Annotated in this window: 13 protein-coding genes; 7 read left to right on the plus strand and 6 right to left on the minus strand. The window is 67.4% G+C overall.

Annotated elements, in window-relative coordinates; all coding sequences use genetic code 11:
- Positions 1-151: 151 nt before the first annotated feature.
- The 6 genes from B4L36_RS00510 to B4L36_RS00535 are packed head-to-tail and all read right to left on the minus strand — an operon-like array spanning position 152 to position 7,260.
- A complete protein-coding gene (locus tag B4L36_RS00510; RefSeq protein ID WP_292950784.1) occupies positions 152-2,356 on the minus strand; it encodes a glycoside hydrolase family 2 protein in 2,205 nt (734 codons plus the stop codon).
- 2 nt (positions 2,357-2,358) lie between these two features.
- Positions 2,359-3,507, minus strand: coding sequence for a galactonate dehydratase (gene dgoD, locus B4L36_RS00515; protein ID WP_292950786.1), 1,149 nt, complete (start codon positions 3,505-3,507; stop codon positions 2,359-2,361).
- Positions 3,504-4,442, minus strand: coding sequence for an aldose epimerase family protein (locus tag B4L36_RS00520; RefSeq protein ID WP_292950788.1), 939 nt, complete (start codon positions 4,440-4,442; stop codon positions 3,504-3,506). Before B4L36_RS00520 ends, dgoD begins: the two co-directional genes overlap by 4 nt.
- A complete protein-coding gene (locus B4L36_RS00525; protein ID WP_292950790.1) occupies positions 4,435-5,367 on the minus strand; it encodes a Gfo/Idh/MocA family protein in 933 nt (310 codons plus the stop codon). The genes B4L36_RS00520 and B4L36_RS00525 overlap by 8 nt, the downstream gene beginning before the upstream one ends.
- Positions 5,367-6,422: an ABC transporter ATP-binding protein gene (locus tag B4L36_RS00530; RefSeq protein ID WP_292950792.1), complete on the minus strand. Its 1,056-nt coding sequence runs from the start codon at positions 6,420-6,422 to the stop codon at positions 5,367-5,369. Before B4L36_RS00530 ends, B4L36_RS00525 begins: the two co-directional genes overlap by 1 nt.
- 34 nt (positions 6,423-6,456) lie before the next feature.
- Complete coding sequence (locus B4L36_RS00535) at positions 6,457-7,260, minus strand: IclR family transcriptional regulator (RefSeq protein ID WP_292950794.1); 804 nt, start codon at positions 7,258-7,260, stop codon at positions 6,457-6,459.
- 126 nt (positions 7,261-7,386) lie between these two features.
- On the opposite strand from B4L36_RS00535, the gene B4L36_RS00540 reads away from it, so the two are divergent.
- From B4L36_RS00540 to B4L36_RS00570, 7 genes are all read left to right on the plus strand, one after another.
- Positions 7,387-8,622 (plus strand): ABC transporter substrate-binding protein, encoded by a 1,236-nt coding sequence (locus B4L36_RS00540; protein ID WP_292950796.1) that lies wholly within the window; start codon positions 7,387-7,389, stop codon positions 8,620-8,622.
- 76 nt (positions 8,623-8,698) lie between these two features.
- Positions 8,699-9,628 (plus strand): carbohydrate ABC transporter permease, encoded by a 930-nt coding sequence (locus tag B4L36_RS00545; protein ID WP_292950798.1) that lies wholly within the window; start codon positions 8,699-8,701, stop codon positions 9,626-9,628.
- A 1-nt stretch (position 9,629) separates the two neighbouring features.
- Complete coding sequence (locus tag B4L36_RS00550; RefSeq protein ID WP_292950800.1) at positions 9,630-10,475, plus strand: carbohydrate ABC transporter permease; 846 nt, start codon at positions 9,630-9,632, stop codon at positions 10,473-10,475.
- The gene (locus tag B4L36_RS00555) at positions 10,475-12,547 is read left to right on the plus strand and encodes an alpha-galactosidase (protein ID WP_292950802.1); all 2,073 of its coding nucleotides are present in this window, start codon (positions 10,475-10,477) and stop codon (positions 12,545-12,547) included. Before B4L36_RS00550 ends, B4L36_RS00555 begins: the two co-directional genes overlap by 1 nt.
- On the plus strand, positions 12,544-13,452 hold the full coding sequence (locus B4L36_RS00560; protein ID WP_292950804.1) for a 2-dehydro-3-deoxygalactonokinase: 909 nt from the start codon (positions 12,544-12,546) through the stop codon (positions 13,450-13,452). Before B4L36_RS00555 ends, B4L36_RS00560 begins: the two co-directional genes overlap by 4 nt.
- Entirely contained in the window at positions 13,449-14,057 is a 609-nt protein-coding gene (locus B4L36_RS00565) for a 2-dehydro-3-deoxy-6-phosphogalactonate aldolase (RefSeq protein ID WP_292950806.1), read from the plus strand. Before B4L36_RS00560 ends, B4L36_RS00565 begins: the two co-directional genes overlap by 4 nt.
- A complete protein-coding gene (locus tag B4L36_RS00570; protein WP_292950808.1) occupies positions 14,054-14,908 on the plus strand; it encodes an SMP-30/gluconolactonase/LRE family protein in 855 nt (284 codons plus the stop codon). Before B4L36_RS00565 ends, B4L36_RS00570 begins: the two co-directional genes overlap by 4 nt.
- The last annotated feature ends 98 nt before the right edge of the window (positions 14,909-15,006 follow it).

Consider the following 15,006-nt stretch of genomic DNA (forward strand, 5'->3'; position numbering starts at 1 on the left):
GAAAACGATGGCTATCGCTGCCTGCGCCGGTGTCCGGCCCCGACGGCATCAGGCCGGCTTCACGCGATCTCGTCGCGTGCCCGCCCGCCGGCCCGGCCGCAGATTGCGCTCGGCAGCCCTGCCGATCGCTGGCCGGTCGGGGCCGGTTCGCCTAGCGCAGCGTGACAAGGACCGAGGCCGTCTTGTCTCGCAGCCTTGCGTCAAGCCGGATGGTGCCGGTCTCGCCAGTCGGGCGCAGCCAGCAGCCGGTGCTGCCGCCTTGCAGCACCGGGCAGGCCGGACCGATCAACCGGGCCGGACCGGCGAGGTCCAGAAAGACCGGCTCGTTCAGGAAATGCAGCCGGTTGCCAGCCTGATCCAGCGCGCGGACGATCACCCGGATCTCGTCGCTGGGATCGGCGGCGGCTTCGGTCACGTCCGCGGCCAGAACCAGCCGGTCGAACACCGCTCCTGCGGGAAAGTGACGTTCGGCCACCAGCTCGCCGTCGCGATAGCCGCGCAAAAGGCCCGAATGCCAGCTTTCGCCCCAATCGCCCAGTTCCTCGGCCGAGAAATGGCGGTGGTCGATGATCACCGGCGGGTGGGGCAGATGCGGGAACCGCTCGCGGTCGGGGCTGACACGCCTGGTCACGCGGGCATGGGACAATTCCACCTCGTCGCAATTCGTCAGCACGATCAGCGGCAGAACGCCGCCGATATTGCGCTCGCCGCGCGCCCAGACGGTGACGGGCTCCATCACGATGCCGTCCCCGGGGTCGCGCTGGCTGGCATAGGCATGGGCGGCGAATTTCGGCTCGCGGAAGATCGTCATCACGCCGTGATGGCAGATCCGGTCGCCGGCACCGAAATCCTTGTGGGTATTGTAATCGAACATGCACCAGCCGATGCAGCCGGCCAGTCCCGCGGCCGGGTCGTGAGCCGCATCCAGCACCTCGAGATGGCGCAGGACGTGTTCGTGCTGGCGATGTTCGGGATCGCCCGCCTTGGTCGGAAACATGTGCCCGTTATATTCGGTCACCAGATAGGGCACTCGGGCGGGCAGGCCGGTGACCTCCTGCTGATCGCGCAGCGCGGTGCGCGGCCGGTTCGAAAAGGGCGTCTCGAAATCGCCGAGGATGAAATCATTCATCGTATAGACGTCTTCCAGAAGCTGGCTGTCGGGGATGCAGCGAACGCCGCCGGTCGGCCGGGTCGGGTCCAGATCGCGCGCCAGCGCGTTGGTGCGGCGATAGAAATCCTCTGCATCAGGGCTTTCGTTGATGCGTACGCCCCAGATCACGATCGAGGGATGGTTCCAGTCGCGCCTGATCATCCTTTCCACGTTCAGCACCGATTCATCCTGCCAGCCGGGCCCGCCGATATGCTGCCAGCCGGGAATTTCCTCGAAGACCATCAGCCCGATTTCGTCGCAGCGGTCCAGGAACCACGGGCTTTGCGGGTAGTGCGAGGTGCGCGCGATGTTGCAGGCCAGATCGAAGCGCAGGATTTCGGCGTCGCGCTGCTGGCTGCGCCTGCCCTGCGCGTAGCCGGAATAGGGAAAGCTCTGATGCCGGTTCAGTCCGCGCAGGATGACGCGCGCGCCGTTCAGAAAGAACCCCTCGGGCGTGAAGCGCGCGTCGCGAAAGCCGAAGCGTTGGCTGAGGCGGTCGCCGCTGTCGGGCAGGGACAGCGTCAGCGTGTAAAGCGCGGGCGTATCGGGCGACCACAGCGTGATGCCTTCCAGCCCCGCAAGGCAGATCTCGCCCTGGCCGGTGGCATGCGCGATCTGGCGGCCGGACGCGTCCGACAGCACCGCCTCCACCGGGCCCGGCTGCGTGACCTCGATCCGGGCAAGGACCGTCTTGCCGTCGGCCAGCACCTCGGGCGTCTCGATCTTGACGGCGGCGATGTGGCGTTCGGGCAGCACCTCCAGCCAGACATCGCGATAGATCCCGGCATAGGTGAGATAGTCGATGCGCCCGCCGAAAGGCGGGATTTCCGGATTTTCCGATCCGTCGATTCGCACCGTCACCAAGGCTGAGCCGCCATCGAAACAGCCGGTGAGATCGACGGTGAAGGGCGTATAGCCGTCGCGGTGCCGCGCGACCCGCACCCCGTTCACCCAGGCCGTGGCATCGGCCATCGCCGCGTCGAAGCGCAGCCTGACGATCCGGCCCTGCCAGGCCGGTTCCCAGGCGATCTGGCGCTGATAGGTGAAGGGGCGCTGAAAATCGCCCTCGTCGAAATAGCTCAGCGGAAGATCGGCGGCGTTGTGGGGCAGGGTGACCGGTATGCCCGCCATCGACGCCGCGATATGGGCCTTGTCGAATCCGGGCGCAAAGCGCCAGCCGGCGTTCAGGGTGCGGATCTCTCTCATGCCTACCACTCCGCGAAACTGCCATCGGCGTGGCGCCAGATCGGATTGCGCCAGCGATGCCCCCCGGCCGCTTCCTGCCGGACCCGGTCTTCGTTGACCTCGATGCCCAGGCCGGGGCCGTCGGGGATGGCGACGAAGCCGTCGCGATAGTCGAAGACGCCGGGATTCGTCAAATAATCCAGCAAATCCGATCCCTTGTTGTAGTGGATGCCCAGCGATTGTTCCTGGATGAAGGCGTTGTAGCAGACCGCATCCAGTTGCAGATTTGCGGCCAGCGCGATCGGCCCCAGCGGACAATGCAGCGCCAGCGCCACGTCATGCGCTTCGGCCATGGCGGCAATCCGGTAGGTTTCGGTGATGCCGCCCGAATGGCTGGGATCGGGCTGGATGATGTCCACATAGCCGCCATGCAGGATCTGCTTGAAGTCCCAGCGGCTGTAAAGCCGTTCGCCAAGCGCGATCGGGGTTGCGCAATGATTGGCGATCTCGCGCAGCGCTTCGGCATGTTCGCTGAGCACGGGTTCCTCGATGAACATCAGATTGAAGGGCGCCAGCTCGCGTGCAAGCTGCTTGGCCATGGGGCGATGGACGCGACCGTGAAAATCCACGCCGATGCCGAAATCGGGGCCCATCTCGTCGCGGATCGCCTGCACGCGGGCCAGAACGGCGTCGATCCTGGCATGGCTGTCGATGAACTGCATCTCTTCGGTGCCGTTCATCTTGACCGCGGTAAAGCCGCGATCGCCGCATTCGCGCGCCATGCGCGCGGTGTCGCCCGGCCGGTCTCCGCCGATCCAGCTATAGACCCGGATCCGGTCGCGCTGCCGCCCGCCCAGCAGCGCGTGGACCGGCACCCCAAGTGCCTTGCCCTTGATGTCCCACAGCGCCTGGTCGATCCCGGCGATGGCCGACATGTGGATGCCGCCGCCGCGATAGAAGCCGCCGCGATACATCACCGTCCAGTGGTCCTGGATATGGCCCGGATCGCGGCCGATCAGATAGTCGGACAATTCCTCGACGCAGGCGGCGACGGTGGCGGCGCGGCCTTCCAGCACCGGTTCGCCCCAGCCCGAAATCCCTTCATCGGTGCAGATCTTCACAAAGCACCAGCGCGGCGGCACGATGAATGTCTCGATGGTGGTGATTTTCATGAAAGCCTCGCGGTGAAATCCAGCCGGATGGTGTTGGTATAGATCTGTCCCGGCCGCAGGATGGCGTCGGGAAAGTCGTTGCGGTTGGGCGCGTCGGGCCAGGCCTGCGGCTCCAGGCACAGGGCCTCGGCGGCGGGCAATCGGGCCAGAAAGACCTGCAAGCCCGGCTGGTCGGTCGAAAGCCGCATCGCCCGCCCCGAGGCGCGATCCTCCAGCCACGCCACCGGGCGCAGGCCCGGCCCGTGATCGAGGCAGAGGCAATGGTCCAGGCCCGGCGCGTCCGGTCCGGGCAGCGGGCGAAAATCGCGAAAGTCGAAGCGGGTGCCCGCGACGGGCCGGGCCGGGCCTTTGGGGATCAGCGCCGCATCCACGGGCAGATAGCGTTTGGCGGCGACGCGCAGCCGGTGGTCCCGGACCGGCCCGCCGCCCGCGAGGTTGAAGAACCCGTGCGAGGTCAGCGAAACCGGGCAGGGGGCGGTGACCGTCGCGCGATAGGTCACCGTCAGGCTGCCGGGATCGTCCAGCGCAAAGTCCGCCCGTGCCTGCAACGCGCCCGGAAAGCCCTGATCGCCGTCCGGGCTGTCGAGACCCAGAACGACCGAGCGCGGGCCGCGATCCAGGACCTGCCAGTCGCGCCGGTCGAAACCCTCGGCGCCGCCATGCAGCGTATTCGCGCCCTCGTTCGCGTCCAGCCTAACCTGCCGGCCGTCCAGCATGAAGCCGGCGCCGCCGATGCGATTGGCATAGCGGCCGATGCTGCTGCCCCGGAACAGGCGTTCCCCGCGGTGATCGGCCGGCCGGGGTGGGCCGATCAGCACCTCGCCGGGATGGCCGTCCGGGCCCGGAACGCGCAGGCTGGCCAGCGTCGCGCCATGGGGCAGGATCGTCGCGGAAAGGCCCGAGGGCAACGCAATGGTGCAGGCCGGTTCAGCCATGCCCGGTCTCGTCGAAGGGTGCGACGAGGCGGCGTCTGCCACAGAGGAACGCATCCGCGACCAGCCGCAGCGGAGCCAGATCGACCGCGCTTCTGCCAGCGGCGACAAGGTCGCGAAAGCCCTCGTAGAGCCGGCGATATTCCACGTCCTCGCCGCCGATGGCCGGCTTTCCGTCGGCCTCGAAGACCGCGCCGCCGTCACGCAGGCAGGCGGTGCCGTTCGTGGTCTCGAAGCCGATCTGCCAGGTTTCCCCGCCTTGTTCGCGCCAGTCGAACTCGGCATCGATCGCAACCGCTCCGGCGGACAGCGCAAGCTGCGCCGCGATCGGGGTCTGGCGGCCCTCGGGAATGTCCAGGCCGGCCGCGCGCAGGATCACCGGGTCTGCCATCAACGTCGTCAGCAGCGACAGCGCGTTGATGCCGGGATCGAAGACGCCCAGCCCCCCCGGCTGCCAGATCCAGTCCTGACCGGGATGCCATTTGCGCACATCCTCTCGCCAGTCGATGCGGACCTGCCGCACCTTGCGGACCGACAGCCAGCGGCGCGCGGCGTCCACCGCACGACCCTCGCGGCTGTGCCAGGTGGCGAAGATCGTCAGCCCGCGCCGTCCGGCCTCGTCGCGCAGGATCTCGGCCTCGGTCAGGGTCGCGGCAGGGGGTTTTTCCAGCATCAGATGCCGCCCCGCGCGCAGGACCTGCATCGCCTGATCGAACCGTCCCTGTGGCGGCGTGCACAACGACACCGCCGCAAGGCCGGGTTCGGCCGCCAGCATCGCGGCCAGATCGGGGTAGGAGGGGCAATCCGGCAGGCTGGCGTTGCGGCTGGCGATGGCGGCCAGATGCACGCCGCCGGTCGCGGCGATGGCGGGCAGGTGCTGGGCACGGGCAATGGCGCCCAGTCCGACAAGACCGATGGCCAGCGACATCAGCGCAGCCGCTGACCGGTCTGGGCATCGAAGATCAGCGCGCAGGCGGGATCGAAGCCCGCGCCGATCGCGTCGCCGATCCGGACGGCGACCTTGTCGCGATCCTCGATGACCAGTTTTTCGCCGTTCTCGGCCGAGGCATGGACGTAGGAGACGCCGCCAAGCGCCTCGACCATGTCGACGCTCAGGCTGTCGCCGCCGTCGATCTTCAGGAATTCCGGGCGCAGGCCGACCGTTACCGCGGTCCCCTCGGCCGGCAGAGCGACAGGGCTGGGGATGCTGCGGCGCATGGTCGGGATCGCGATCTCGCCGTCCTTGACCCGCCCTTCCATGAAATTCATCGAGGGCGAGCCGATGAAACCCGCCACGAAGCGGTTGTCGGGATCATCATACAGGTCCATCGGCCGGCCGACCTGTTCGATATTGCCCGCGCGCAGGACGACGATCTTGTCGGCCATCGTCATCGCCTCGACCTGGTCATGGGTGACATAGATCATCGTCGCGCCGATCTCGCGGTGCAGGCGGGCGATCTCGGCCCGCATCTCGACGCGCAATTCGGCATCCAGGTTCGACAGCGGCTCGTCGAACAGGAACACCTCGGGGCCGCGGGTGATGGCCCGGCCGATGGCGACGCGCTGACGCTGGCCGCCCGACAAGGCCGCAGGCTTGCGATCCAGCAGCGGTTCCAGCTTCAAGATCTGCGCCGCCTCCTGCACCTTGGCGGCGATCTCGGTCCGCGGATGGCCGTTCATCTTCAGCCCGAAACCCATGTTTTCGGCCACTGTCATGTGCGGATAGAGGGCATAGGTCTGAAACACCATTGCGATGCCGCGATCGGCCGGCTCGGCGCCGGTCACGTCGCGTCCGCCGATGCGGATCGCACCACCCGTCGTCTCTTCCAGCCCGGCGATCATCCGCAGCAGCGTGGACTTGCCACAGCCCGAAGGGCCGACGAAGACGCAGAACTCGCCCGGCTCGACCTGCAGATCGACGCCGTGGATGACCTCGGCATCGCCGAATTTCTTGACGATCTTTTCCAGTCCGACTCCGCTCACGGGGTCCGTCCTCCCTTGTTCCGCGAACCCGCCTTCAGCCGGGCCGCTTCTGTTCCGGAAAGCGCCAGTCGCTGGCGGCTTTCGCAATCTTGTCCGCCGTGTCCAGGATCAGCGGGACGTGGCGTTCCAGCCGGTCATGTTCGGCGCGCTGGCCCGAGGTGATCGACAGCGCGCCCAGCACCCGGCCCTGCGGCGACAGGATCGGCGCGGCGATACAGCGGATGCCGGGTTCGTGTTCCTCGTTGTCCCAGGCGATGCCGCATGCGCGGATGTCGCGCAGCTCGGCGCAGAGGCTTTCGGCATTCCTGTGCGTCTTGTCGGTGAAGCGGTGAAAGCTTTGCCGGGCCAGCGCGTCCCGCAGGGCGGGTTCGGGCAGAAAGGCCAGCATCGCCTTGCCGACGCCGGTGCAATAGGCCGGCCCGACCTTGCCCGATTGCGAGAACATCTCGACCGGGCGGGCGGCGTTGCGTTTGTCCACATACAGCACCATGCCCTGATCCAGCTGCGCCAGATGCAGTGTCTCGCCGGTAAGATGCGAAAGCTGGTCCAGATGGCACGCCGCGATCGGCGCCAGCGCGCTTTGCGACCAGGCCGCATGAGCCAGCCGCACCAGGCGCAGGCCCGGCGCATAGGTCTGGCGATCGGCATCGAAGGCCAGCATCCCCTGCTTCGTCAGGGTCCGGAGAAAGCGGTACAGCGTGGCCTTGGGCAGGCCGGATACGGGCAGCAATTCGGCAAAGCGCACCGGCCGGCCGAATTCGGCCACGCGATCCAGCACCGCCAGCGTGCGCCCGACCGTGCCGTCCGTGCTGTCGGGCGCCGCAATCGCCTTGTTCATGACTCCTCCTCAGGGCTGTTGACAGGATGAGAGATTCGCGGCAGCATTTCAATATGTAAAATCAAGTTCCAGCATGTGAAACAAGATGCTGGCTGTTTTACCGGCGAAAATGGGGAGGAGACCCGAATGACGATGCCAAGAACCACCGCGCTGACGGCGCTGATGGCCGCGCTTGCCTTGCCCGCCATGGCCCAGCAACGCGATCTGACCCTGTTCACCGATGCCTCCGATCCGGCACCCAAGGCCGCCTTCGAGCAACTGGTAAAGGGGTTCGAGGAGGAAAACCCCGATGTGAAGGTCACGGTCAACACCTTCGATCACGAAGGCTACAAGACCGCGATCCGCAACTTCCTGACCGCCGACAGCCCGGATCTGGCCAACTGGTATGCAGGCAACCGCATGGCGCCCTTCGTCAATGCCGGACAGTTCACCGATGTCTCGGATGTCTGGGAGGAGAACGGGCTGAAGGAATCGCTGGCGCCGGCGCTGTCGTCGATGACCATCGACGACAAGCAATGGGGCGTGCCCTACACCTATTACCAGTGGGGCATCTACTACAACAAGGATGTCTACAAGCAGGCCGGCGTCGAGGTGCCCAAGACCTGGGACGACTTCATCGCGAATTGCGAGAAGTTCAAGGAAATCGGCATCGATTGCCTGACCACCGGGACCAAGGCGCTGTGGCCCGCCGCCGGAATCTTCGACTATCTCAACCTGCGCACGAACGGCTACGATTTCCACATGCAGCTGACCAACGGCGAGATTCCCTGGACCGACGACCGCGTGCGCAAGGTCTTTGCCGAATGGGCCAGGGTTTTGCCCTATACCACGCCCAACGTCGCCGCGATCGATTGGCAGGACGCGGTGTCCAACATCGTGCAGGGCAAGGCCGCGAACTACGTCATGGGCAATTTCGCCGTCGCCACCTTCCGCGATGGCGGGATGACGGACGAGACGCTGGGCTTCATGGACTTTCCCGAGATCACGCCGGGCATCCCGCGTGCCGAAGAGGCGCCGACGGACACGATCCACATCCCGGCAGGCGCCAAGAACGTCGAGGATGCCAAGAAATTCCTGGCCTATGTGGCGCGCGCCGATGTGCAGACCGCGATGAACGAAACGCTGGGCCAGTTGCCGATCAACGTCAATTCGACCGTGGGGGACGATCCGTTCCTGAAACAGGGCTTCGAGGTGCTGTCCACCGCCGAGGGCGGCATCGCCCAGTTCTTCGACCGCGACGCGCCAGCGCAGATGGCCAAGGCCGGGATGGAGGGATTCCAGGAATTCATGGCCTATCCCGACCGTCTGGACGCGATCCTGGAACGGCTCGAATCGGTCCGCCAGCGCGTCTACAAGAACTGATCCTGCGCGTGGCGGGCGGTTCCCGGAACCGGGTGCCGCCCGCCTTTCCCCCCTTCCTGATCCGAGGAGTGCGACGATGACCGTCTCGCCCGCCGCCGCGCTGCCGCCAAATGGCCCGCCCGCGCCGCGCCGCCGCAGGCTGGGGCGCAAGCTGGCGCCCTGGCTGTTCCTGGCCCCCGGCGCGATCATGTTCCTGGTCTATGTCATCATCCCGATCGGCCAGTCGATCCGGATCTCGTTCTTCGACTGGGACGGGCTCAGCCCGAAGGTCTGGACGGGGCTTTCCAACTATGCCGAGCTGTGGGGCGATCCGGCCTTCTACACCAGCCTCAAGAACAACGTGATCTGGCTGGTCCTGTACATGCTGGCGATCCCGGCCGGCCTGGCCATTGCGCTGTTTCTGAACCAGACCGTGCGCGGCATCCGCATCTACAAATCGCTGTTCTTCTTTCCCTTCGTGATTTCGCAGGTCGTGGTCGGCCTGATCTTCTCGTGGTTCTACGCGCCCGGTTTCGGGCTGTTCTTCGAGATGACGAAATGGTTCGGCGGCGAGGGCGTGGCGGTGCTTGCCAACCCCGATACCGTGACCTACGGCATCATCGCCGCAGGTCTTTGGCCGCAGATCGCCTATTGCATGATCCTGTATCTGACCGGCCTGAACGCGGTCGCCCCCGACCAGATCGAGGCCGCCCGGCTGGACGGCGCCAAGGGGCTGAAGATGCTGTGGTACGTGGTGCTGCCGCAGCTTCGGCCAGCGACCTTCATCGCCGTCGTGGTGACCGTCATCGGCGCCCTGCGCAGCTTCGATCTGGTGTCGATCATGACTGATGGCGGACCGTTCGGATCGTCGCGGGTGCTGTCCTTCTACATGTATGAACAGGCGCTGTCGGAATACGGCTATCGCATGGGATACGGCGCGGCCATCGCGGTGGTCCTGTTCGCGATCATGATGATCTTCATCTCGGGCTTCATCTGGAAGATGTGGCGCGACGAAAAGGGGCTTTGAGATGTTTCCCAGACCCGTCCAGTCCATGAGCCCGGCCGCGCGGACCACCTACCAGATCGCATTGCCGGTGATGCTGATCCTGTGGCTTCTGCCGCTGCTGGGCGTGGCCCTGACCTCGGTCCGTCCCTCAAGCGATCTGGCGCAGGGCAATTATTTCGGGGTGCCGTCCTACCTGGCGTTTTCGAACTATCTCGACGTGTTCCGCAATTCGCCCTTCGCCAGCTACATGCTGAATTCTTTCCGGGTGACGATCCCGACGGTGATCGGGGCGGTGGCGCTGTCCTGCCTGACCGGCTATGCGCTGGCGGTCTACAGGTTCAGGGGCAACCTGATCGTCTTCTTCCTCTTCGTGGCGGGCAATTTCGTGCCCTTCCAGATCCTGATGGTTCCGGTGCGCGACCTGACGGTGACGATGGGATTATACAATACCATTACCGGGCTGGCGCTGTTCCACATTGCCTTCCAGACCGGGTTCTGCACGCTGTTCATGCGCAATTTCATCAAGGCGCTGCCGCGCGAACTGATCGAGGCCGCCCGCGTCGAGGGCGTCAGCGAATGGCAGATCTTCTGGCATGTCGTGCTGCCGCTGGTGCGGCCCGCCATCGCGGCCCTGTCGGTGCTGGTCTTCACCTTCATCTGGAACGATTATTTCTGGGCAACGGTGCTGACGACCGGGGCCGGCACGCAGCCGATCACCGCCGGACTGCAATCGCTGAACGGGCAATGGGTGGCGGCCTGGCAACTGGTTTCGGCCGGATCGATCCTGGCCGCATTGCCGCCGGTGGCGATGTTCTTTCTGATGCAGAAACACTTCATCGCGGGGCTGACGCTGGGGGCGGTGAAGTAATGATCCGAACCTGGTCGCTGGACGATGCGCGGCAAAGCCTGGTCCTGGCCAGCCGCGACGCCCGCCTGCCCGAGATCGTCTATTGGGGCGCGCCCCTGCCGCCGGACGAGGATCTGGCGGCGCTGGCCCGCTCGGGGTTGGCCGATGTCACCGGCGGGATGCTGGATCGGCTGCCCGAATTGTCGATCTGCCCGGAAGCCTCGCAAAGCTTCCCGGGCGAGCCGGGGCTGATCGCGCGCGATCTACAGGGCCGCCCGCTGCGCCCCGCCTTCCGCCTTCAGGGCGACGAGACGGCCGAAGGGCGGCTGGCGCTGTCCTATCGTTGCGCGGCCACCGGCATCGGCTATCGCGCCAGCTTTGCGCTGGACGCGGATACAGGTCTGGTCGCGGCGCAGGCCGAAATCGACAGCGATCGGCCGATCATCCTGCACTGGCTGGCCGCGCCGGTCTTTCCGGGCCCGCAACTGGCCGACGAGATGCTGGAAATTTCCGGCCGCTGGTGCGGCGAATTCCAGATCGCGACGTCAGCCTGGCGCCCCGGCCAGCGCGTGCGCGACAATCATACCGGCCGCACCGGGCACGAACATTTCCCCGGCCTGATCCTGCCCGACCGCGGCGCCGCCAAGACCACGGGCGAGACCCGCGCCTTCCATTACGCCTGGTCGGGCGGGCACCGGATGCTGGCCGAGGAATTGCCAGACGGCCGCCGCCAGATCCAGTTCGGCCACGCTTCGGGCGCCGAGCCGGGGCCGGGACGGCATTTTCGCACCGCGACGCTTTACGCGGCCTTTTCGGATCAGGGCTCGAACGGCTGCGCGGTGGCGTTCCAGCGGTATCTGCGCGCCCGCGCGCCGCAGGCCCGCCCGCGCCCGGTCCACTATAATTGCTGGGAGGCAGTCTATTTCGATCACGATCTGGCCGCGCTGAAAGACATCGCCAGCCGCGCCGCCGCGCTTGGCGCGGAACGATTCGTGCTGGATGACGGCTGGTTCGGCCGGCGCGACGACGACACGACCAGCCTCGGAGACTGGCAGGTCGATCCGCGCAAGTATCCCGACGGGCTGGGTCCGCTGATCGCGCATGTGCGCGGGCTGGGCATGGATTTCGGCCTCTGGTTCGAACCCGAGATGGCCAACCGCGACAGCGAACTGGCGCGCGCCCATCCCGACTGGATCCTCGGGGCCGGGGATCAGATCGAGGGCCGCGGCCAATGCGTGCTGGACCTGTCGCGGCCCGTGGTCCGCGACCATCTTTTCGCAGCCGTCGACGCCGTTCTTTCGGCTCACGCGATCGGCTATGTGAAATGGGATCATAACCGGGTGCTGCCGCATACGGACGCGGCGCAGGCGCGCGGACTTTATGACGTGCTGGACCGGCTGCGTGCGGCCCATCCGGGCGTCGAATTCGAAAGCTGCGCCTCGGGCGGGGGGCGGATCGATTTCGGCATTCTCGAACGCGCCGCACGGGTCTGGCTGTCGGACAGCAATGACGCGCTGGAACGGCTGCGCATCCAGCACGACGCAGCGCTGTTCCTGCCCGCCTGCGTCACCGGCAGCCATGTCGGCCCCCGCATCTGCCACACGTCGGGGCGCGAGATCGACATCCACACCCGCGCCTGGACCGCGGCCCAGCGGCACATGGGATTCGAGATGGACCCGCGCGAACTGACCGATGACGAGGCGCGGGTGCTGCGCGACGTGACCGCGTGGTGGAAGGCGGGTCGCGACTGGCGGATGGAGGCCGATATCCTGCGGCTGGACAGCGCCGATCCGGCCGTTCTGGCCGAAATGCAACTGGCCCGCGACGGCCGCCGCTTCGTGGCCTTCGCCGCGCAGATGGCCAGTTCGGCGCCGATCCTGCCCCGGCCGCTGCGGCTGGCCGGGCTGCAGCCGGATGCCCGCTATCGGCTGCGCTTGCTTGATACCGGGCAGGGCACGCGGCTTTCGCGCGGGCTGCCGGCGCTGAAGGCCGGGCCGGTCACGGCCAGCGGTCAGGCGCTGATGCGGCGCGGCGTCACCCTGCCATGGACCTTTCCACAGCGGATCCGGGTGATCGAAGGAGAAAGGGCATGAGCCACGCCAACCCCGACTGGATCGCCGCCGATTGGGGCACGACGCATCTGCGGCTGTGGGCCATGAATGGCGACCGGGTGCTGGATCGCCGTGTCTCGGATCAGGGGATGGGCCGTCTGGCGCCCTCGGAATTCGGCCCGGTGCTGGAATCGGCGCTGCGGGGATGGGGGGTGGCCCCGGTCGTCGCCTGCGGCATGGTCGGCGCGCGCCAGGGCTGGTTCGAGGCGCCCTATACGCCGGTGCCCTGTCCGGCGCGGCCGCGGCTGGTCAGGGTGCCGGGGCACGCCGCGCGGCCGGTCTTCATCGCCTGCGGCCTGCGTCAGGACAGCCCGCCCGACGTGATGCGCGGCGAGGAAACCCAGATTGCCGGCCTGAGCCTGCGCGATCCGGATTTCGACGGCGCGGTCTGCCTGCCGGGGACCCATACCAAATGGGTCACGATTGCGGGCGGGCGCGTTGCCTGTTTCCGCAGCTGCATGACCGGCGAGATCTTCGATCTGCTCGCCCATCGTTCGATCCTGCGGCACATGCTGGGCGCGGGAGGTGACGACATGGCCGCCTTCGACGCGGCCTGTCAGGCGGCGCTGACCGATCCGGCCGCGGCCTATGGCGCGCTGTTCGGTCTGCGGGCCGGGGCATTGCTGAACGATCTCGCCCCCGCGACCGCTGCCTCGCGTCTGTCCGGGCTGCTGATCGGCTGGGAACTGGCCGCGACGCGCGATCTGTGGGCGGGCCGAACGGTGGCGCTGATCGGCAGCCGCGTGCTCAGCCCGCTTTATGCCCGGGCGCTGGCGACCCGCGGGATCGCCGCCACCGTCCATGACGCCGAATATCTGACCCTCGCCGGGCTTTTTGCCGCGCGCCACAGCCTGGAAATTTCCCATGACACCGGAGCCCAGCCATGAGCCGCCCCCTGATCGCCATCCTGCGCGGAATCACCCCGACCGAGGCGCTGCCCGTGGCCGGGGCACTGATCGAGGCGGGCGTGACCCGGATCGAGGTGCCGCTGAACTCGCCCGAACCGCTGGACAGCATCGCCCGCATGGTCACGGCCTACGGGTCGGATGCGCTGATCGGCGCGGGCACGGTGCTGACCCCCGGTCAGGTGCGCGAGGTGGCCGCGACCGGCGCGCGGCTGATCGTCTCGCCCAATTGCGATCCGGCGGTGATCGCGGCCAGCAAGGCCGCCGGGATGGACAGCTTTCCCGGCGTGATGACCCCGACCGAGGCTTTTGCCGCGCTGGCCGCAGGGGCGGACGGTCTGAAGCTGTTTCCCGGCGAATTGATCGGCCCGGCGGGACTGCGCGCAATGCGCGCCGTGCTGCCGCCGGAGGTGCCGCTGTTCGCGGTGGGCGGCGTCTCGGCCGACAACATGGCCGATTGGCACCGCGCCGGTGCCGCCGGATACGGGATCGGATCGGCGCTCTACAAGCCCGGCGACAGCGCCGCGACCGTCGCCGCGAGGGCGCGCGAGCTGATAGCCCGCTTTGACGGGGCGTGCGCGGCATGACGGCGGGGATCCTTGATGGCCGCGCCTGTTTTCTGGGCGAAGGACCTTTGTGGCACCCGCTGCGCGGTCAGCTGTTCTGGTTCGACATCCTCGACGGACGGCTGCTCAGCCGCGACGCGCAGGGCGCGCGGGAATGGCCGATCGGCCAGATGGCCGCCGCCGCCGCCTGGGTCGATGCCGACACGCTGGCGATTTCAACCGAGACCGGGCTGCGGCTTTTCGACATCGCCAGCGGCGCGCACGAGCCGCTGGCCGGAATCGAGGCCGACAACGCTGCGACGCGCTGCAATGACGGACGGGCCGATCCGATGGGCGGGTTCTGGGTCTCGACCATGGGCAAGCGGGCCGAACCGGGGGCGGGGGCGATCTATCGCTATTACCGGGGGGCGGTCGCGCCGCTGTTCACCGCGATCACCATCCCCAATGCGATCTGTTTCGCCCCGGATGGACGCCGCGCCTATTTCGCCGATACCCCGACCGGCCGGATCATGACGGTCGCGCTGGATGCGCAGGGCTGGCCCGATGGCGCGCCCGAAGTCTTCGCCGATCTTGCCGCGGAAGGACTGAACCCCGACGGCGCCCAGACCGATGCCCAGGGCGGGGTCTGGAACGCGCAGTGGGGCGCCGGGCGCGTGGCCCGCTATCGCCCCGATGGCAGCTTCGATCGGGCCATCGCGGTGGGCGGGCGGCACGCATCCTGTCCCGCGTTCGGCGGGCCGGATTTCGCGACCCTGTTCGTCACCACCGCGCGGCAGGGAATCGAGGCACCGGATGCGGGGCAGGGCTGTGTCTATCAGGCGCCCGCCGGAATCGCAGGCCGCGCCGAGCCCGCACTGCTGCTGGGCCGCTGAACGCCGCGCGGGGCGTCGTCCGATCGGGCGGTGGCAATCGCAGCCGGTCCCGGTCCGGCGCGCCGCCTGCAACAGGAACCGGTCCGGCAGGTGCTGCG

Source organism: Paracoccus sp. UBA889 (assembly GCA_002294185.1).
Lineage (GTDB): Bacteria > Pseudomonadota > Alphaproteobacteria > Rhodobacterales > Rhodobacteraceae > Paracoccus.